We start from the raw sequence: 20558 nt of genomic DNA on the forward strand, positions 1-20558 counted from the left end.
CGCATTTTTATGAATTGTCTCAACAGAGCAAGGGGGCTTTAAAATGCATGATTTTTATTTCCTGACTGCGACACAGCTCATTGAGTTAATGAAGACTAAACAAGTATCCGCTGAAGAAATTATGCGAGCTCATTTAGACAGGATTGATAGTATTAATCCCACAATCAACGCACTGACACAGCGTGTTAATCACGAGCATTGTATCAATGAGGCTCGTAAAGTTGACATCCTGATTGCCAATAACAAACCTTTAAAAAAATTGTCAGGACTTCCAATTGCCATAAAAGATGCTTTGAACGTGAAAGGATTGATTTGCTCTTCAGCGAGTCCTGCCTGGTATAAAGCGGGTGTGACATCTGAGAATGCAACCATTGTGAGTCGCTTACAAAACGAAGGCGCCATCATTGTTGGATTGACTAATGTACCTGAGATGTGTCGTGGCGGTGACTCAGACAATCTTATTTATGGTCGTACAAATAACCCTTATGATTTGACGAAAACTTCGGGAGGAAGTAGTGGGGGATCGGCTGCATTAGTTGCCGCGGGAGGAGTTCCTTTAGCTATTGGTTCAGATGGTGGAGGTAGTATTGTTCAACCCAGTCACTGTAATGGTATTGCGGCTTTAAAACCAACTCATGGTCGTGTTCCTCCTACAGGTTCTGTGGGTGGTGATGCTTTTGGGCTTATCGGTTCAATGATTTGTTATGGTCCGATGGCTCGTTCAGTTAACGATCTTCTTCTTGGATTAACGGTGATTGCGGGCCCAGATGGTTCACATCCTTATACTCCTCCCGTAGAGATTTTTTCTGCCGATCCACTTGCTCAACTTCGTGTTGCTTATTTTACTGAAAATGGTTTCACCCCAGTTGATAAGGACGTTCAAAAAACAGTGAAAGACGCCGCTCTTTCTCTAAGCTCTGATGTAAGCTCAGTAACGGAAGACCGTCCGTCTTGCATAGGTAATGCGTTTAATTTTCATTGGGATTTATTCCTTGGTGGCGATAGAGGCCATGGATTTAAAGGGTTTTTGTATAGTCTTGGTATTGATAATCTTTCATGGGAATTGCAAGAATTTGTCCGTCAAGCGGAACTTTGCAAATTATCAACAACTGAATTAAATGAGCGAATGATTGCGATTGATCATTTCCGTGCAGAAATGCTTTCCTTCATGAAAAACTACGATGTGGTAATTAGTCCAGTATTCCCCACGGTTGCTAAAAAACATGGCATCGGCATCAAGGAAATCAGTGATTTCTCCTATGCAATGGCGCATAATTTAACAGGGTGGCCAACAACAGTAGTACGTTGTGGTACGTCATCTGATGGTTTACCCATAGGGGTGCAAATAGCGGCACAACCATGGAAAGATACTAATGCTCTAGCAATCGCTGAGCGTCTGGAGCAAATTCATGGTGGTTGGCATCCACCGCTATTATTGCGTTAAATATTCATTTCTTCAAAAACTTCCTTGGCGGCCAAAATAGCATTTGTCGCTGCAGGAAATCCACAATAGGCAATCATTTGGGTAATAATTTCCACAATTTCTTCTTTTGTTACCCCACAATTAATACCACAACGGATATGCACTTTTAATTGAGGAATTGAAAAACCCTGCACCGTAAGTGCTGCAATAGTTGCAATTTCCCGCACTCGCTGATCCAATGTGCTTTCATGTGAATATAAGTCACCGAAAGGGAACTCAACGTTAACTTGTGCAAAAAAAGGGGCCACTTGCTCAATTTTTTTTATGTATTCATCAGTTACGTCCTTTCCCAAATGGTCTTGCATTTGCTTATAACCTTTTTCGTAACGGTTCATTTTGTTTTCCTTATAAATAGGTAACACTCCATGGTCCTGTACCAAGCAGCATAAAGAAAAATGACATTGCGGCTATTACATAATTTTTCTGAGCAGAAGTGACATGACCGACCATTCCAATTGCTTTTGCTTCCTCCAGTAATTTTTTATCTTCATCAGTAGCTGTTGTGGATAATTGAATTGACGTTAATTTGTGAGCACAGGTGTAATGGGCATAAGCACCAATTGAAGAAAAGAGCAAGGCCAATGCTCCACCAATACGCCCATAAATGCCCAATAAAATGGAAATGCTGATTACAAACATCCAAATTAGCATGCTTATCGCCTGAAAATTAGCATACCTGGGATAAATTAGTGTTGCCGTTTGTTTTGCTGCTGGCCAATTTCGCACAAAACCATAACAAGCGTAAAGAAAAAATCCAGCAAAAACGATTCTTAAGACTAGCCAAGCAAGTATAGTCAACATATTCTTTCCTTAGATTACCTTATCCAAATCAATCGTTGCAAAAAGCTCAGGATTATCCCGATAATCAATGGGAACATCAATTAAGACTGGAACAGTTTTTTGTTCAGCTTCTTTTAGCACTGGAATAATATCGTCAGGACTTTTCAAGACATAACCTTCAGCACCAAACGCTTTGGCATAATGCACCAGATCAATCTTGCCAAAATCAACCCCACTTCTGCGTTTGTATTTCATCATTTCCTGTTCCATTACCATGTTGTAACATCCATCTGTCCAAACGAAATGAATAAAATGTAATTTTTCCCTTACAGCTGTCTCTAGTTCCTGTGCAGAAAATAGAAAACCACCGTCCCCTGAGATTGAAATTACTTTCTTACGAGGATAAACCAATTTTGCTGCCATAGCCCAAGGCATTCCCACGCCTAAGGTTTGTTGCCCGTTACTAAACATTAAATGGTGCGGCTTATAAATGAGAAAATAGCGAGCCATCCACATATACACTGTGCCAATATCACAAGTAAGTAATGTATCGTCATCGACATACTGACGTAATTCATAGATAAATCGAAGCGGGTGAATGGGGAACTTCGTTTTATTTTTGCCCTCAGCAATTTTTTCATTTAAAGCATCATGGTAAATTTTTGCATGCGATAAATCACCACATACCTTGTTTTTTGTGAGCGCTTCTTTAAGCAACAGAATATTGTCAGAGATTGACCCTAGAATCTCCAACTGAGGTTGGTAGGACTGACGGACCTCTGAAAAAGTAGCATCAAGGTGAATAATCGTTTTATTATTTTTGGGATTCCAAACTTCAGGATCATATTCAACAGGATTAAATCCAACCGTCAATACAACATCAGCTTTATCAAGCAGCTTATCTGCTGGTTGGTTACAAAAAAGACCGACACGCCCTGCAAAGCAGGGAAATAATTCACGAGAAACAACACCAGCCCCTTGATAAGTACTTATGGTGGCCATTTTAGTCTGACTAAGTAATGTACGAATTGCCTCAGCATTTTTAGGATGACTTGCTTCTTCTCCAAGAAAAAGTACAGGTAGTCTTGCTTCAGTAAGAAATTTAACCGCCTTGTTAATTGTATTTCCCGAGGCCATTGAGATTTCACCATTTTGATGAGGTTTAATGACAGGGCTTTCTACTTCCTCTGTCAAAACATCCTGTGGGAAACTAATAAAGCAAGCTCCTGCGCGTGGATTTAGGGCTTGCCTGAATGCCATTGCTATAACCTCAGGAATATTTGACGCGCTCATGGTTTCAACGCTGTACTTGGTGACTGCCTCCATAAGCTTGGTATTGTCCGCAGCCTGGTGGGATTTTTTAAAGTGCATGGCACGAGAAACATTACCGCCAAGAGCAATTACTGGATCGCCCTCTGTCGTTGCAGTAAGCAGTCCTGTAGCCAAATTGGCAACGCCTGGACCAGAGGTTACTAAAACAACTCCCGGTTTCTGGGTCAGACGTCCGTAGGCTGCTGCCATAAAAGCAGCATTTTGCTCATGCCTACATAAGATTAGTTTAATTTTTGAATCCAGCAGTCCATTAAAAATTGCATCAACCTTTGCACCAGGAAGGCCAAAAATATATTCAACTCCCTGTGCCTCAAGGCATTTAATAACTAACTCCGCTCCATTCACTTTTATGTCCCTTGGTAGTCCTTTTCTTCAGATTAGCACAAGATTCTTTTCTATAATAAGAACCTCAATCTTTTTTTTAAAATCAAGATTTTGAGAATCTAGAAGGGTTTAAAGTTATTATCAAAACCTGATGGCTCTCTACTCGTTTCCTTATGTTTTTTGAGCCGAACTAAACTTGGGCTATTAGCCTGCTCAGTGTCACTGTCTTCTTGTTTTCGCAAGTAAACAGGCGAGTAAGGAGCGGGGCTATGTTGTCTTTTTGACAAGCGTTTGGGAGAGGCGACAATCTCATTGTCTATATCGCTTTTTGCACGCTGAAGAACAACTGGCAATGTTGGAGCAGACATTGATTTTTCGACACCCACATCATGTACATCGAGCAATATATGATAGAAAAGATCTTTAGCAATACGGTGGGCTATTCGAGGTTGTCCAGGAGTACTGGTGTCATTAGGGTCAAGAAAATAAAAATAACCATCATTATCCATGTCCGCACCAATAATTTTGACAATGTGAATTTCTTCCCCGGTCTCTTCTTCCTCCACCGGAACAACATCATGCACAAGATATCCTTCATCATCAGGAGAGGTGAATTGCAATGTTGGCTTTACAGCAAATTGCCTAATTAAGCTATAATCAATTTCTGCCAAAAAAGGGCTTTCGTACTTTCTTAACTCTTCAAGGAATGATTCTAACCCTTTCGCTGGATGCCAGGATGACGGGGTGTAATGAAACTGCCAAATATAATGGACCACAGCACGGTCATAATAACAAGCCAATTCACCCAATGACATTTCCTGCAGGTTACTATCCTGACTCTTTGAAGCAAGTTCCTCTTTAACTGCTTCCTCAATATTAAAACCAAATTGCTGACTAACTTTTATTGCAGCATCAACTATCTGTTTATCCTGGCGATTTAAAACAAAATAAGTAAAATCACTTGCTTCCTGACACTCTAAGAATGCTTGAAGGAGAGTCGGTACAGCATTCGATGGAAAAGAATAATTTTTTAACAAAAAGGCTGCAAAAACCTTCTCTTTTGAAACATTTCCCGCATCATCAGAAATTTCAGTCTGCTCCAATTGCTCATTAAACCAGTCAACAATAGCATTCTCTTCTGTTTTAAGTTTTTCTAGCCCTTTACACACTTTATGATACTCTGAAATCTTTTTTTCAACCTGACGCTCCTGTCCCTGAAAAAAAGGACCATAATATTTGCGCTTAAAAGCGCCAAACCAACAAATCTTTTCTGCAGACTCAGCTCGAGGGGTTTGATGTTCCGGTAAACGGAATATTTTTCCATTTTTGATATAACTCAAAGCGAGCGATTGCCCAGGAACATTGCGCTCAAGGTCTTGAATGCCTGCAGTGGCCAGGGTGTTTTGATAAAGTTTTCCTGCACGGATTTTGAGAATAACTTTTGTTTTTTCATTGACATAAAACGGCATATTTGCACCAAATTTTAATATTAAACCATTCCTCCCTGGCTATAATTTCATCCTGTTAAAAACGAGTGGCAAGAGAGGTCTGTCTTAAAGACAAGACCTTCTCAACAAAGGCACCAAATTATTTAGTAACTTCAATGGTTCCTGCTGCACTATTTGCTCTGACAGCTGGATCATACATTGACTCCGCAAAGATAGGCGGTACCTGATAATGACCCGTGTTAGTCGCCTTTATACGATAAACAATCTCTCTGGCATTAGAATCTACACCTGTAAAAAATACTACGCGATCTTCACGTGCATCAGCATAGTTTATATTTTGAGAGTTTACTGAGTCACTAACGACCTCAAATCCCCCTGGCAAGAGATCAACAATAGCAACATTGTTCAAATAACGATTATCAAGTGCTCGTATTTGAATATGGACTTCAACTTCATTTCCTAAAGACATACTGCTGATTACATTCCCTTTGTTATCACGGTACTCACGATAGACCTCCAGGCCTTGTGAAGTTGCTTTGTTGGGTGATTGTTTATCAAAACCAGCCTGAATTAGTTGATAAAAATAGGTTAGTTTGTTGGGATTACCAAATATAACTTGTTTAGTATTGTCATCAACCGTTGCCTGACCATAATTACTATCTGCTGTAGAAAGTATTTTTTGCGTATTATTATTTAATACTTCACTAATAGAGAGAGCACCTGCTTCAGCAGGTGCAGCTTGTCCATAAGCACTTAGAGCCATGCTTGTATAGCCAGAGAGGATGGTATTTATTTCATCGCTATTAATAGCAGCAATTAACTGCATGACAAGTTTATTACCAATCCGTGGCAAGCGCTCAGGAAAATGACGTGCAATTAGGTAGAGGTATTGCGCATTGGCGATATTGCTGTCATAAAAATCAGTGGCGTCAGGAACCTGCGCCTGAATTTTAAACTTATCAATTAATTGATTAGCCTCACTAGAACTTTTCAATAGTTGGTAAGTGGCAGCAATATATGCCCCTGTAAGATCGGATTGCCATTTTTGTGGCTGTTCTTTATCCAAATACAGTTGCAAATTCGTAAAATAATTGGTTGTAACAATTTCGTTTCGAGTCAAAATGTAAATTGCATAAGCCTGAATACGAGCCATATCAAACGAGGTGGGATTTTGTGAAGCCAAATCTCTCAGGTAGCCTAGACCCGAACTAAACATATCATAAGGCACGCTATAACCTTGAGCTCTAGCTTCTGTTAAAAAATGCATCACATAAACAGTTGAGAAATTATTACTATAACTATCTCCAGCGCCAGGCCAATAGCTGAAACTACCATTGGACAATTGCCGTTGACCTAACAATTGCACTGTAGTTATTACCTTTTCTTCAATGCCTGTTAGATTTTTTGTAAACCAAGGCTGATTTGCCATAGCTAGTAGCGGCATTGCTTTACTGGTTAATTGTTCAGTACAACCGTAAGGGAAGTTATCCAGGTATTGTTGCAAGCCCGTCACTAAAATCATAGGGCTTGTTGAGAGTGCTGCAGTAACATTACGGTATTCAGGATAAAGTGTCCTATCGACAGTCAACGATTTAGTCGCTTCTTGAGCACTACCACTTGTTACAGAGGTGGTAAACGCCGTTGAAGGACGAACACTTAAGGTTGAATCCATGGAACTGGATTTATCATTCGTATTCGCCACCAGGGTCATCGTTGCAGACCCGAGCGTTGACCTGGCTTTTAATTTAAAACGCACAGTTTGCTCACTACCTTCACTAATAGTTAATGTTGTTTTGGCAGGGCCTACAATTTCAAGTTCAGGTGTTGCAGTTAGCTGCACAGATACTTTTGCATCAGCACCAGAGCCTTCAACATTATTGGCAATACTCGCCGTAATTTCGAAAACATCGCCGGGAGCTACAAAGGTAGGTGTATTGGGATTTATCACAAAATTACCGCGAACTTCAGATTTTTTCTCTGTCGCCCCAACGGAATCTGTAGACACAGCAACAGCCATTACACGCAATGTACCATTAAAATAATCAGGAATATTATAAGTTAACTGTCGCGGCGTGCTGTCTGTGTCGACAATTCCAGACCAATAAGTAACAGGTAGATCTGTTTTTCGCTTGAATGGATTAAGGTGCTGTGCTAACAACTCCCCATCATCGCCACCTACGGCAGAAAGCTCTCGCTCTTTAATAAACTGCGGCAAAATTTGATCCACTGTTTGTTGTGTTAAAACCTCTAATGCTCTTTTTTGGAAGAAGAAGGAGAGTGGATCCGGCGTTGTGTAATTAGCAACCTGTAAAATGCCTTCATCAATTGCAAAAACAATAATTTTACCAGGCTTGTCACTACTGTAGTTAATAGTAAATGGTTCGTCAGGGCGTCCTAGTTCAGGGGTATTTAATGTGATATGGATACTATGACTATCGTTATCAACGCGGAAAGGGGTCACGTTATAGCTTAAAGGACTAATGAAAATATCCGGTGAATTCCAATCCCGTACAAATGCCACATTGACATAGCCATTGCCTTGAAAATCCTCGGGAATATGAATTCTCTGTACGGAGCTGGTCGTACCTGTTTTAAACCATTGTGTAGAATACACCTTATCTCGCTCAATGGTGATTAATCCTGCTCCGGTAAAAGGGGCTGTAATTTGAAGCTCGATATCTTCACCAGCTTTGTATTCCTCTTTATTAAGTTTGACACTTAACTCAGCATTTTTAGCAAGAGGCAACTGACTTGCGCCGACAATGCTAAATTTAAAATGACTCAACTCAGTATTATTTTGATCAAGGACATTTAGTGAGAAATCACCGATTTGCTCTGTTGGTAAAATGTAATCCGTACCTTGCTCATTAATTGCAAAAGGCTTAGTACTAACAACCGTTGATTGGATAATAGATTGATATTGATAAGTCCCATTTGGTTTTTTAACCAATGTCGTAACAGGGTGTAAAGAAACTAACTGTAGCTTTAAGTCTCCTACGGTTTGTTGGTTCAATTGAGGGTTGACTGCAATAAAATGCACATTCCGCTGACTATTTTGCTTGATATACTTTAAATCCCCATCAGATTTATAACCAACAAAATAAGCAAGAGGACTCACCAGCGCAGTTGATTGCGTAGTTACACTTCGTCCACCTTCAGCCTCAAATCCTTCGGCAAAGAAGGTAAGTTGATAAGTTGCTTTGTCAAAGCGATCTAGATTTAAGTTAAATTGTGCTTCGCCTTTATCATTCGTTTTTGTATCTTGTAATGTGTCTGTAAATACCTTGGCTGGCTTTTCAGGATCAACCAGGGGATCTGAAAAAATGTACTCAGGATATTTTTTGAACTCCACTCGTTTTGGTGATAGCAGGAGTTTAGCACTTACGCGACGATCAACCGCTGGAGCACCGTAAAGATTCCAAAGTTGTACTTGAGCCGCTAATCCTGCAGGTGAAACCCAACCCTCAGTAGATTTGACAGAAAAGTTCGATTTAATACGCATTCTATCCGGCTGAAATTCTGCCACACGTATTGACGTGGATCCTAACAAACTATCGGCATGCTGGTCTTTGACAATGTATAGGTTCACTAAATACTGGCCAGTAGGTGACGCCGCATTCGTTTCCAAATCAAACGTTGCATAGCCATTCGCATCAAGCGTAAATTTCTCATCGCGAATAGTCGTCCCACGAGGATCAGTTACGGTTGCTTCTACCATTAACCCTGGTGGCTGCGGTTGTGCATAGGCTTGTTTGACAATCAGGGCGATATGAGCCGTATCACCGGGACGATAGATACCTCGGTCGGAGAATAAATAGCCACTTAAGCTATGTTGATCCTGATTGGTGTAAATGCCGCCAATATCAAAGCGTGAGTAGTTAAGTTGTCGATTAGGATTATTATAAGGAATAAAAGAAACGTCATTGCCAAGACTTGCCAAATAAACAACAGGCTCACGATCATCAATAAAATCGGTGAGTGTTGGAAAATTTGCCCGTCCTTGTGCATCCGTTGTATAGGTTAAAAGAGGGAGCCCATTTTTACCTAATACGCTCACGTTAACATTAGGCAGTGGAATTCCTTCTGTAATCGACTGCACAAATACATCATGGCTACCATCACGATTGTCTTTAACAACCAGGCCAAGATCGGTAATTAAAACTAAACGACTGGTCTTTGCATCAAGTGGTGAATTATTTTGTAAATCCCAACCCGTAGCCTCCAGTAAAAACAAGCCTTGTGGTCCCGCAGTATTGGTGGTGGCTGCAAGATATTTCGCAAAGTCCAAGGCAGTATATTGCTGTTTTGTTAAATCCGACGCATCAAATTGTTGAATTTCAGAAAAAATTTGACTGATATTTTGCTGATTAAAACTTTGATTAATGAAATAAGGATTATTGAAATCGCCTTGTGTCTGGGTCACTAATTGATTCACATTGGACGGTAATACACGCGCAAAATTAAATTTGACCGCAGGCAGACCACGAATTAGTACAGACAGTTTCTTTTCACTATTTAGAGCCAGCAAAGCACCTTTGTGCAAGAAGCTAATTTCTTTAGGGTATTCAGGCACTTTAATAATTGTTGCATAGTCATTATTTAATACAAAATCACCAAATCCTCGTGTTCCTTTATCCATTTTTAAGTAAATATACCTTGGGCTTTGCGCATTAAATTTGTAACTATGTAACGTTGCATAATTGCGATCAGCTGGAATGGCTTGAAGAGGCAGGGGAGTTGATAACTTTAAAATACCCGCCGTAACTTCTCCTGGAGTCTGCCATTCATAATTCTTTTTCTCAGCCTCGGTAGCTGTTGCAGGATAATTTTCTGGCAATAAATACACATGTAACGATTTTTTAAGCTCAGCCTCAGTCACCCCAAGTGAGGTTTCCAGTGCCAACACCTGCTCTGGCCTATCTTGTTCATTGCGAATAATCGAGGCATTTGCTTCCGTTACTTTAAAATAATTACTAATGTCAGGAATCAATAAATTTTTAGTTAATGTACCACTGGTTTCACTTGGACCATGTTGAGCTCTTAAACCTTCCTTGATCCTGAGCACCAAGTAACGAGAAACTTCAGGTAACGATAGTTCTTCTGAGCGCAAATAAGCTACCCGTTTGTTTTCATCAAAAGTCACATTGAATTTAAAATGCTGTGCATTCAAATCAAGTTTGCCATTTTTTACTGCTTCAAGCATTAATGACGTTTTATTTTCGAAGCTTGCAGGATCAACAGGAAAATTAAAATTAATCGTAGCGATGGCCTGCCTTAATTTAGGGTTCACAGGATCTTGATAGAAAGAAAATTCCGTAATTTTTGCTTCAAAGGGCAGAGTTGCAAACGAATAATCATAACTTTCCATTTTTGCTTCAGGAGCAAAAAATCCTTTTGAAAAATGAATTCGATAGGTTTGTCCAGCAGGCCAATCTTCTTCCGGCGTAAACACTAATCGGCTATCACTTTCCCAAAGCCATCGGCCTTTGATGGCGGGTTGAATCTCAACTCCTTCATTAACGACTTTTCCTATTTGCTTAAGAGGCGCTACTGATTTTGTAGTAAAACCACTTTCTTCACCCTCGGAATTTGAATCAGATGAATTTGCATTAGCATTGCTTGAGTTTACATTGTTTATACCAAAATCAATCACAAGAATATCTGGAACCAGCGTGTCATCTTGAATAGCACTTATTTTCGGTGTGGTAATCGCAGCAGTAATTAATTGAGGTCTGGGTAAATTTTTATACCAATAATAACCATATCCAGAAGCGATTAAAAATAGTACAATACCAATCAACCCAGCCCAGAAGGTTTTTGGTCGTGTGCCTGCCTGACGACGCAAATGAACTACCCAGGGTGGACTTGTCCAGTTTAAGCGGCCTACTAAAAGAGCAAAAAAAGCACCTATTGCAGCAAAAAACCGGTAAAATGATTGTTTGTTCATATAATATCCAACTTGACAGGGTTAGCTCCGTGCCATAGGGTAATTAGCTGACCTGGCACAGCTTAAATTTTTTACACGTAAATGTGAGCTGGAAGAGCTCATTGCATATTATGAAACGACTTTTAAAGATACTTAGCATAACTCTTGTTACACTGTTTGTCAGTGGATGGGCGTTATTATTTTTTTCTCCTAAACCACCTCTTTTAAAAGGGATTAGTTTCTCGACTGCAGTTTATGACAATCAGCATCATTTATTAAGACTTACGCTCAGTCATGACGATAAATACCGGCTTTTTACACCTTTGTCACAAATTTCTCCACAATTGATAAATACTACACTATTACAAGAAGACCAATATTTTTATTGGCACTATGGAATTAATCCTGTTGCAGTATTGAAAGCTGGCTGGCAAACCTATTTTGTTAAATCACGTCGTCTTGGGGCATCAACCATTACCATGCAGGTTGCCCGCATCCGCTATCAGATTAATTCAAAGAAATTATCAGGAAAAATTTGGCAGGTCATTCGCGCGCTGCAGCTTGAAATGCATTACAGTAAACGAGAAATTCTTGAGGCTTATCTTAATCTTGCTCCATATGGAGGCAATATCGAAGGAGTAGGGGCCGCGAGTCTAATATATTTTGATAAACAAGCCAGTAAACTGGGTTTACATGAGGCACTAACACTAAGTGTTATTCCACAAAATCCAATTAAACGAACACCCCGCAATGAAAATCTTAAAGAAATTCGTTATAAATTGTTTTCTCGATGGATTAAAGACCACCCTGAAGACAGAAACAAAGAGTCAACGATTAACCTGCCATTAGAAATGCGAAGTTTGCATGATATGCCTTTTGTTGCTCCTCATTTGGTTTATTCCGTATTAAATGATTATTCATTAAAGACACAAGATATAGTGACTACTTTAGATATTCATTTACAAACTATTCTTTCTCGGATAACAAATCACTATGTCGCACGTAAAAAATACATAGGGGTTTATAATGCCTCTGTTTTACTCATTGATACCCGCGATATGGGGGTAAGAAGTCTAATTGGATCGGTAGATTTTTTTAATAAAGACATCGGGGGACAAATTAACGGAACAGATGCTAAACGTTCACCAGGTTCAACATTGAAGCCCTTTGTTTATGGACTCGCTTTTGATCAAGGTTTAATTCATCCTAATACCGTCCTAAAAGATGTGCCGCGTAGTTTTGGTAGTTATAATCCTGAGAATTTTGACTACGACTTTATGGGCCCAATCAAGGCTAAAGATGCCTTAGTATTGAGTCGTAATATCCCGGCAATCTATCTTGCTAGTCAATTAACGAATCTGAGTCTTCATCAATTTTTGGAAAAAGCTCATATTAGTAATTTAAGACCAGAATCCTATTATGGTTTAGCATTAACCTTGGGTGGGGCAGAAGTCAGTATGCAAGAGTTGACAACGCTTTACGCTATGCTGGTGAATAAAGGACAATGGCGTCGCTTACGTTTTAGAGAAAGCCAACCTGTTGATAGGGGTGAGCAGTTACTAAGTCCTGAGGCAAGCTTTTTAGTTCTCGATATACTGAAAGATACGCCTCGTCCTGATTTCCATACGTTTGCAAAACAAAGTTCAGGTCTTTCTGTATCATGGAAAACAGGGACTTCTTCTGGCTATCGAGATGCATGGACTGTGGGCTCATTTGGTCCTTATGTTCTCGCTGTATGGATTGGTAATTTCAACAATAAAGGGAATCCTGCTTTTGTAGGTAAAACTATTGCAGCACCTTTATTTTTTGAATTAATCGAAGCCATTCAACAAGAAAAAGGTTCCTTGCCCATTATTGAACAATATCCAGAACATCTTCATCTGGTACATGTTGAGGTTTGTCGAGCTTCCGGAATGCTACCCACTCGTTATTGCCAAGACAAAGAAATGACTTGGTTTATACCTGGTAAATCTCCTATCAAATCAGATACCATCTATCGCGAAGTGGCCATTGATAAGAAAACAGGGTTGCGCACTTGTCACTTTGACGAAAACACCCAATTCGAGGTTTATGAGTTTTGGCCAAGTGATTTACTTAAAATATTCAAGCAAGCCGGTATACAACGCAGAGTTCCACCCGCCTTTGCTCCTGACTGTTCCGCTATCGGTAATTCAGGAATGAGCCCGCAAATTACATCCCCACAACCTGAGTTAAGTTACATTGTTCGCATTCATTCATCACAGAAAACTAAAGTTCCTTTTACAGCAGTAACCGACGCAGATATTCGCACAATCTATTGGTTTGTTAACGAGACCTTCGTTGGCAAAACAACCCCGGACAAGCCTTTTCTGTGGACAGCCAAGGCAGGGAAATATATAGTCAGGGTGGTCGATGATCACGGTCTGTCAGATGCCAAGGAAGTTGTTATTCAAGTCAGTGGTTAACTTAATTCTCCTAATCCCTGATTAAGCCCATCACCGAGGAATTATGCATAAAAAAACTCTCGTCATTGCGAGCGATTACGGTACTTTCATTTAACCTAATGGCAATGTTAGTTGCGGTCCTTCTCGTTCATCGTAGGTACTCTTCATTGAAATGAATTGCTGAATAATGGACAACGTTAATTTAGACTTAATATCACAATCCTTAATAAAGAAATGATAACCTCTATAATAAATACTGACATACGCATCTGCTGGCGCCTCTTTAGAGGAGTAAATAGTCATCATTTCACTCATAACTCGATCCCAGTTAAACTCTCTTCCTTGCTTATCTCTGGTGATTTCCACCCATCCTTTTCGTTTGTGAACTTCAGGCACAATAACACTGTGGGATAACATTGAAATAATACCTAACACTGAACGAGTTTGAACGAATACCGAATTATCCGCCGGAGGATTAAATTGCTGAGTTAAAACTATCTCAGAAACTCGACCTCGAACGCCAAGTAATCGTCTTATCTCCTGTGCTTCAGGGGTGTTTGTTCCTTCTTTTGTAAAATAAAGTGAATAATGTTTGTCTTTTGGATCATCAATATAAAAATAACCTAATTGATTTCTTAAATGCAGAGTACGAATCAAGTCAATTAATCGATCAAACCTTTCATACTGGGGTAAAACTCGAGAGTCTGGATATGATGCGCTACCAATATTAATTAAGTTATCGATACGTTTAACAACAAGACGCAACAACGCATCAATTTCTTTATTATCACCATAGCTCATCAAATAAATTTCATTCAGTCGAATAGGTTGCAACACCAATTTAACAAAACCAGAACTTTCCAATGGAATGTAACTAATTGTGGGAGAATCACGGTAATCTGCTCCAGCCTCTGCCGTGAGGGTTTTACTACGAAATAGTTGGTTGTCGGAAAACCAGGAGCCTCTACCTAATGTATGCGCACCTAAGGAATATTGTCCTGTAATGTTGCTGATTTGCAGAAAATAACTCGATTCAACATAACGAGCTCTGACTATATTAAAAAGTATTTGTTTAGCGTCGGTATGTTGCAATGACTGGTTATAGTCAAGGCGATCTTTATTGATTACATGAGGACCTAAATGAGTGCATCCGGCAGAACAAAACAATAAACATGCAATCAGATAACCTCTCATGGTATTCACATAACTCCATTTACGTAAAGAGGATGATAATACTAAGAAACGAGTTACTTTCAAATAACTATTGAATTATTCAAAAATAATTCCTAAGGTGATCTCACGCTGCTCACTTAGTAAAACATTAAAAGTCCGACAAGCCGCTCCAATTGACATACACTCCAAGCCAATCCCTTTCTTGGCGAGCATATCAACGAGCAAAGGGGAGGCAAATCTACCTTGTTGGTTATGTCCAAGAAGGATAATTTTGGGCTGATATTTCAGAAGTGGCCATAGCGTATCTTCATTAAGATCATTTATCGTTTTAATGGCCCAGTCTGTGATAATTTCATGACTACTAACAATCAGACTCTGATTATAGACCGCGGAATCAATTTGTAACATTTTTTCGCTATAAGCTTGAATGGTATGTTTATCATTTGCTTCCAAGTTGATATGCATGGTGTTTAATCGATCAATAATTTATACTATTGGCTCATTATAACATAGAGGCGAAAAACATGAGTCAATTTCCCCGAATTAAACGCTTGCCCCCATATGTATTTAATACATTAACTCAGCTTAAGTCTGAGGCGCGAGCGCGAGGCGAGGATATTATTGACTTTGGTATGGGAAATCCTGATCAGCCTACACCAACTCATATCGTTAACAAGTTAATTGAAACTGCACAACGTCCAGACACACATCGCTATTCGATGTCAAAAGGTATTCCACGTTTGCGTCGGGCTATGGCCACCTGGTACAAAAGAAATTATGACGTCACACTGAATAGCGAAACACAAGTTTTAACCACAATAGGTTCCAAAGAAGGATTAGCGCATCTTGCTCTGGCAATTAGTGGTCCTGGTGATACGGTTTTAGTTCCTGACCCTGCATATCCCATACATACCTATGGTTTTATCATCGCAGGTGCAAACGTTAAGCAAATTCCTTTAATCGATGAAACACAATTTCTTGAAGCTGTTGAAGTGGCAATTGAACAAACCTGGCCACGACCCAAAGCATTAGTCATTAACTTTCCAGCCAATCCTAGCACCCACTGCGTTGATTATAGTTTTTTTGAGCGTGTAGTTGCTTTAGCGAAGAAGCATGGAATTTGGATTATTCATGATTTGGCTTATGCGGACATTGTGTTTGATGGTTATAAAGCGCCATCGATTCTTCAAGTACCAGGCGCAATTGATGTTTCAATAGAAACTTATTCAATGTCAAAGTCATACAACATGCCCGGTTGGCGTGTTGGTTTTGCCTGTGGTAATGAAGAGCTTGTGGCCGCATTAACACGTATCAAATCTTACCTGGATTACGGGACATTTACTCCAATTCAAGTTGCAGCGATAGCAGCTCTTGAAGGACCTGATGACTGTGTACACGAAATTCGAGCACTTTATGAGCAACGACGCAATGTTTTATGTGATGGCTTACAAGATATCGGTTGGTATGTAGAAAAACCCAAGGCCACAATGTTTGTTTGGGCTCCGATTCCAGCCAACTATCGCCATTTAGGTTCACTTGAGTTTTCAAAATATTTACTTCAGGAAGCCCATGTTGCAGTGTCACCAGGCATTGGTTTTGGTCAACAAGGTGATGGCTATGTTCGTTTTGGATTGATTGAAAATCATCAACGAACCCGTCAAGCTTTACGTAATCTAAAAGCATTATTTAAACGAGACGGCTTTTTACAGGCAGTTTAAATGCAAATCGTGGTTAATGGTGCAACGGAAGCTCCTCTTGACAGTAAACCACTACATAGTCAAGGCGGCTATTATCCAAATGTTTTAACTTGTCTGGGAGGAAATGCATTAAATCCTCCCTTGGCAGAGTTATTACGTCGTTATCACCAACTCGAAGGACGTTGGTTAATTGCATCACCTATTCATTGGGAAGCAACGCATAATGATGCAATGATCATAGCCACAGATGAGATGCTGGAATTAGAGGACGCAGAGTCACGTCAATGGTTTGCTGAGGTTGCTGACTTTCTCAAAGGCAATGACATCAAGATGTTCTATCACAATGCCTTTACCTGGTTATTAAACATTGATAACAAACCCGCTATTCACAGTCAATCTGTCTATACCTTGCTGCATCAATCGTTAATGCCCACACTCAATACTCTGGACAACGAACTCTTCTGGCAACGTCTTATTACTGAATTACAAATGTTTCTCAGTTCAAATTTGTTAAATACTCAGCGACAAAACAAATATATTATCAATGGATTATGGCTGTGGGGAGAAGGAGAGTTTGCCCCTGTAACAAAAGAAAACATACTTACTGATGATGAAATTCTTCTGCAAATTGTCAAACAATCTGATAATTTACCCAAGCCTCTGATTCCCAACAAAAACAGTTTGGTATTTATTAAATATCCCCACCAAGCCGACATACCTTTTTTACAAAAACAAACGCAAAAAAATTCAGTTCAATGGTATTGGAATAATCTTGCGTATTTGCAGCACCCCACTCGATGGTGGTCAAGATTATGGAGATCATAAGTTATGCGCATTAAACGACGCGAAGTGCCTTCGATAAATTCATCCTTGTCTGACTATCCCTCTGTTCTTCAGCGGGTTTTTGCCGCACGAGGTATTCAAGAAACTAAACAACTGGATAAAACACTTCAAGCATTGTTGCCCTTTAATGCGCTAATCGATATCGAAAAAGCAGCCATTCGTATAGAGCAAGCGTTAAAAGCTCAAGAGCGAATTTTAATTATTGGTGATTTTGATGCTGATGGAGCCACTTCAACCGCACTTGCGGTTTCAGCATTACGAATAATGGGGGCTTCTCAAGTTGAGTTTTTAGTACCCAACCGTTTTGATTTTGGATATGGTTTGACACCCGCCATTGTTGAGGTTGCCAAGAAATGGCAGCCTCATTTAATTATCACTGTAGACAATGGAATTGCCAGTATTGATGGCGTTGAAACGGCAAACTCCTTTGGGATTGATGTGCTAGTCACTGACCACCATTTGCCTGCAGAAACATTGCCTAAAGCATGTGCAATAGTAAACCCTAACCAACCCAATGATCCTTTCCCTAGCAAATCCATTGCTGGAGTAGGTGTAATTTTTTATGTGATGCTTGCCTTAAGAAGACAACTGGTTAAAAACAATTGGTTTGAAGAACAAGGTTTAGTTGAACCGAATATGGCACAGTTTCTTGACTTGGTTGCTCTTGGTACGGTGGCAGATGTCGTTCCCCTGGATCAAAATAATCGAATTATGGTTAATCAAGGTTTAACACGAATTAAGCAAGGGCAGTGTCGACCAGGAATTAAAGCATTAATAGAAATAGCAGGCCGTGACTGCGCGCGCCTTCGGGAAAGTGATTTGGGATTTGCTGTTGCTCCGCGTTTGAATGCAGCTGGCAGATTAGATGACATGTCCCTAGGTATTGACTGTCTTCTTACTGCCGATATGGAAAAAGCACGTTCTCTTGCAGCGCATTTGGATGAATTGAATCAGGAGCGTCGCGTTATTGAAGCAGAGATGAAAGAGCAGGCAATGATCGCCGTCGAAAAATTAACAAAAAAAATTGAAAACTCCCAATTACCAGCAGCATTGTGTTTGGTGGATCCACTATGGCACCAGGGTGTTATTGGGATTCTTGCCGGACGCCTAAAGGAAAAGTATCACAGACCGGTCATTGCGTTTGCCAAAGTGAGTGACACCGAATATAAAGGCTCAGCCCGCTCAATTCCAGGTTTAAATATCCGTGATGTTCTAGCTGCCGTTGACAAAGATAACCCAGGACTAATTACAAAGTTTGGTGGACATGCTATGGCAGCGGGATTGAGTATTGTTCCTGGCAGTTTTACTACTTTTCAGCAAGCCTTTGTCGCTGAAGTGAATAAATACATCGATATTAGCCAATGCGAAGGTGAAATATTAACTGATGGATCATTGAATACCCAGGAATTAAGCCTTGAAACCGCCGTACTTTTGCAGCAAGCAGGTCCTTGGGGCCAACAATTTCCTGAGCCTTGTTTTGATAATATATTTGAAGTTCTAGAACAACGTTTGGTAGGACAGCATCATTTAAAGCTTACATTAGCTCATCCCGAGGGAGGGCACTTTGAGGCAATCGCTTTTAACATTGATGTTAATCTCTGGCCCAATCATCGTGCTCGACAAATCCACGCCGCTTATAAACTTGATATCAACTCTTACCAGGGTAGAACAAAACTACAGTTGGTTATTGATGCCTTAGAAGTGTATAATTAGCCCATATTGTCATTATGTAGCGCACCTAACGTATTGTTTATTACGATGCTATTGAGTTAGCTTTTAATCTTGGAAGTTTAATATTTTGTCAGCACTAATTTCTCCATTGTCTATTGCACCAATGATTGATTGGACCTACACCCATTTCCGGGTGTTTATGCGTCTAATAGCACCTCGCGCGCTATTGTACACAGACATGCAGACAACAGGCGCAGTCATTAATAATCCTTCGCGAGCACTTACATTTGATTCAATAGAACATCCGCTTGCTTTACAGTTGGGTGGTTCGGATAAGGCGAAGCTTGTTGAGTGTGCTCGACTTGCCGAAAATCAGGGTTTTGATGAAATCAATTTGAACTTAGGTTGTCCCAGTGACAAAGTTCAAGCAGGGCGTTTTGGTGCATGCCTAATGAACGAACCTGATCAGGTAGCTGCCTGTATTCATGCAATAAAGTCAGCTGTTTCTATCCCTGTTACAGCTAAAACCAGAATCGGAATTGACAATCAGGATAGTTATGAATTCTTTGCTAATTTTGCGCATAAACTGGTTGATGCGGGCTGTGATAAATTAATTGTACACGCCCGAAAAGCCTGGCTTTCCGGATTAAATCCCAAACAGAATCGTACCATACCACCGGTAAACTACGAGTTTGTTTATAAAATTAAACAGGAACTGCCACAATTGCCTGTAGTTATTAATGGTAATATTGATGACATCACGGGAATTGAGCAACATATGCTATTCGTAGATGGCGTGATGTTAGGCAGATTAGCCTGCAATAACCCTTATGCTTTAGCAGCAATTCATCATTACTATTATCCAGAAATCCCAATTCCTGCACGACATGAAATTTTGCAACATTATGTGCAGTATATCGAATCAAAATTTTCACAAGGAATAGCCTTAACGATTTTACTGAAACCCCTTTTTAATTTTGCGCATGGATTATCGGGGGCTAAACGATGGAAGGAGCAATTGATGAAAATTCAGCAGAGCAAAAAAATTGAAATGCTAAAAGATACAGTGGACCTCTTCTCTGTAGTAGAACCAATAAGTTGAGATAATAATTGAAAAAACTATCCGCTTTACTCTTTTTGATGACAACATTTTTTTCAAATGCTCATGCTTATATTTGTGCTCTAGGGTATCACTACAGTCAAAATTATATTTTCGAAGAAATCTGTGATTTTGATCGACTTAAAGATTTATTGAGTGGAAGAACCTATAATTTAGAATGTTACCAAGGTTTGATTTACTACTATTATTGTGTGCAAGATTGAATTAAAAAAATACGATTTTACTGTTGTAATCTTCTTTTGAAACTATCTTGGCATCTAACTTTGCTATTTCAAGAAAACAATAAGCGCTTTACATGGCATTTTTAGCAAATTTCTAGTAAATTAAGCAGTTTTGAA

Annotated in this window: 13 protein-coding genes; 6 read left to right on the forward strand and 7 right to left on the reverse strand. The window is 39.8% G+C overall.

The window, feature by feature from the left end; translation table 11 throughout:
* The first annotated feature begins 43 nt into the window (after nucleotides 1-43).
* Nucleotides 44-1444 (forward strand): amidase, encoded by a 1401-nt coding sequence (locus tag LHA_RS07700; protein ID WP_045106025.1) that lies wholly within the window; start codon nucleotides 44-46, stop codon nucleotides 1442-1444.
* Here LHA_RS07700 and LHA_RS07705 read toward each other — a convergent pair.
* The 5 genes from LHA_RS07705 to LHA_RS07725 form a co-directional block, all read right to left on the reverse strand.
* Nucleotides 1441-1818 carry a carboxymuconolactone decarboxylase family protein gene (locus tag LHA_RS07705; RefSeq protein ID WP_045106026.1) on the reverse strand — a complete coding sequence of 126 codons (378 nt, stop codon included), beginning with the start codon at nucleotides 1816-1818 and terminating at the stop codon, nucleotides 1441-1443. The genes LHA_RS07700 and LHA_RS07705 overlap by 4 nt on opposite strands.
* Before the next feature lie 10 nt (nucleotides 1819-1828).
* Entirely contained in the window at nucleotides 1829-2284 is a 456-nt protein-coding gene (locus LHA_RS07710) for a DoxX family protein (protein ID WP_045106027.1), read from the reverse strand.
* 9 nt (nucleotides 2285-2293) lie between these two features.
* Nucleotides 2294-3940: an acetolactate synthase AlsS gene (gene alsS / locus LHA_RS07715; RefSeq protein ID WP_197541151.1), complete on the reverse strand. Its 1647-nt coding sequence runs from the start codon at nucleotides 3938-3940 to the stop codon at nucleotides 2294-2296.
* A 98-nt stretch (nucleotides 3941-4038) separates the two neighbouring features.
* A complete protein-coding gene (locus LHA_RS07720; RefSeq protein WP_045106029.1) occupies nucleotides 4039-5388 on the reverse strand; it encodes a hypothetical protein in 1350 nt (449 codons plus the stop codon).
* Nucleotides 5389-5506: 118 nt separating this feature from the next.
* Nucleotides 5507-11314: an alpha-2-macroglobulin family protein gene (locus LHA_RS07725; protein WP_045106030.1), complete on the reverse strand. Its 5808-nt coding sequence runs from the start codon at nucleotides 11312-11314 to the stop codon at nucleotides 5507-5509.
* Nucleotides 11315-11424: 110 nt separating this feature from the next.
* Here LHA_RS07725 and pbpC point away from each other — a divergent pair, with 110 nt between their 5' ends.
* On the forward strand, nucleotides 11425-13737 hold the full coding sequence (pbpC, locus tag LHA_RS07730; protein ID WP_045106031.1) for a penicillin-binding protein 1C: 2313 nt from the start codon (nucleotides 11425-11427) through the stop codon (nucleotides 13735-13737).
* Nucleotides 13738-13827: 90 nt separating this feature from the next.
* Here pbpC and LHA_RS07735 read toward each other — a convergent pair whose 3' ends face one another.
* Together LHA_RS07735 and LHA_RS07740 are read right to left on the reverse strand one after the other, a co-directional pair.
* Nucleotides 13828-14919, reverse strand: a complete 1092-nt coding sequence (locus LHA_RS07735) for a hypothetical protein (RefSeq protein ID WP_147292330.1) — start codon at nucleotides 14917-14919, stop codon at nucleotides 13828-13830.
* A 66-nt stretch (nucleotides 14920-14985) separates the two neighbouring features.
* Nucleotides 14986-15354, reverse strand: a complete 369-nt coding sequence (locus LHA_RS07740; protein WP_045106033.1) for an MTH938/NDUFAF3 family protein — start codon at nucleotides 15352-15354, stop codon at nucleotides 14986-14988.
* A gap of 59 nt (nucleotides 15355-15413) precedes the next feature.
* Between LHA_RS07740 and alaC the strand changes: the two genes are divergently transcribed.
* From alaC to dusA, 4 genes are all read left to right on the forward strand, one after another.
* The gene (gene alaC / locus LHA_RS07745; RefSeq protein ID WP_045106034.1) at nucleotides 15414-16607 is read left to right on the forward strand and encodes an alanine transaminase; all 1194 of its coding nucleotides are present in this window, start codon (nucleotides 15414-15416) and stop codon (nucleotides 16605-16607) included.
* Nucleotides 16608-17411, forward strand: coding sequence for a hypothetical protein (locus LHA_RS07750; RefSeq protein WP_045106035.1), 804 nt, complete (start codon nucleotides 16608-16610; stop codon nucleotides 17409-17411).
* Nucleotides 17412-17414: 3 nt separating this feature from the next.
* Entirely contained in the window at nucleotides 17415-19142 is a 1728-nt protein-coding gene (recJ, locus tag LHA_RS07755; protein ID WP_045106036.1) for a single-stranded-DNA-specific exonuclease RecJ, read from the forward strand.
* An 82-nt stretch (nucleotides 19143-19224) separates the two neighbouring features.
* Complete coding sequence (gene dusA / locus LHA_RS07760) at nucleotides 19225-20202, forward strand: tRNA dihydrouridine(20/20a) synthase DusA (protein ID WP_082060315.1); 978 nt, start codon at nucleotides 19225-19227, stop codon at nucleotides 20200-20202.
* Nucleotides 20203-20558 lie beyond the last annotated feature (356 nt).

It is taken from the genome of Legionella hackeliae, assembly GCF_000953655.1.
In the GTDB taxonomy this organism is placed as follows: Bacteria; Pseudomonadota; Gammaproteobacteria; order Legionellales; family Legionellaceae; genus Tatlockia; species Tatlockia hackeliae.

Bases quoted from the DNA above. Each gene is read 5' to 3' on its own strand.
- LHA_RS07720 (WP_045106029.1), bottom strand. From the start codon at position 5,388: ATGCCGTTTTATGTCAATGAAAAAACAAAAGTTATTCTCAAAATCCGT.
- pbpC (WP_045106031.1), top strand. From the start codon at position 11,425: ATGAAACGACTTTTAAAGATACTTAGCATAACTCTTGTTACACTGTTT.
- LHA_RS07725 (WP_045106030.1), bottom strand. From the start codon at position 11,314: ATGAACAAACAATCATTTTACCGGTTTTTTGCTGCAATAGGTGCTTTT.
- LHA_RS07750 (WP_045106035.1), top strand. From the start codon at position 16,608: ATGCAAATCGTGGTTAATGGTGCAACGGAAGCTCCTCTTGACAGTAAA.
- LHA_RS07705 (WP_045106026.1), bottom strand. From the start codon at position 1,818: ATGAACCGTTACGAAAAAGGTTATAAGCAAATGCAAGACCATTTGGGA.
- LHA_RS07710 (WP_045106027.1), bottom strand. From the start codon at position 2,284: ATGTTGACTATACTTGCTTGGCTAGTCTTAAGAATCGTTTTTGCTGGA.
- LHA_RS07740 (WP_045106033.1), bottom strand. From the start codon at position 15,354: ATGCATATCAACTTGGAAGCAAATGATAAACATACCATTCAAGCTTAT.
- LHA_RS07700 (WP_045106025.1), top strand. From the start codon at position 44: ATGCATGATTTTTATTTCCTGACTGCGACACAGCTCATTGAGTTAATG.
- recJ (WP_045106036.1), top strand. From the start codon at position 17,415: ATGCGCATTAAACGACGCGAAGTGCCTTCGATAAATTCATCCTTGTCT.
- alaC (WP_045106034.1), top strand. From the start codon at position 15,414: ATGAGTCAATTTCCCCGAATTAAACGCTTGCCCCCATATGTATTTAAT.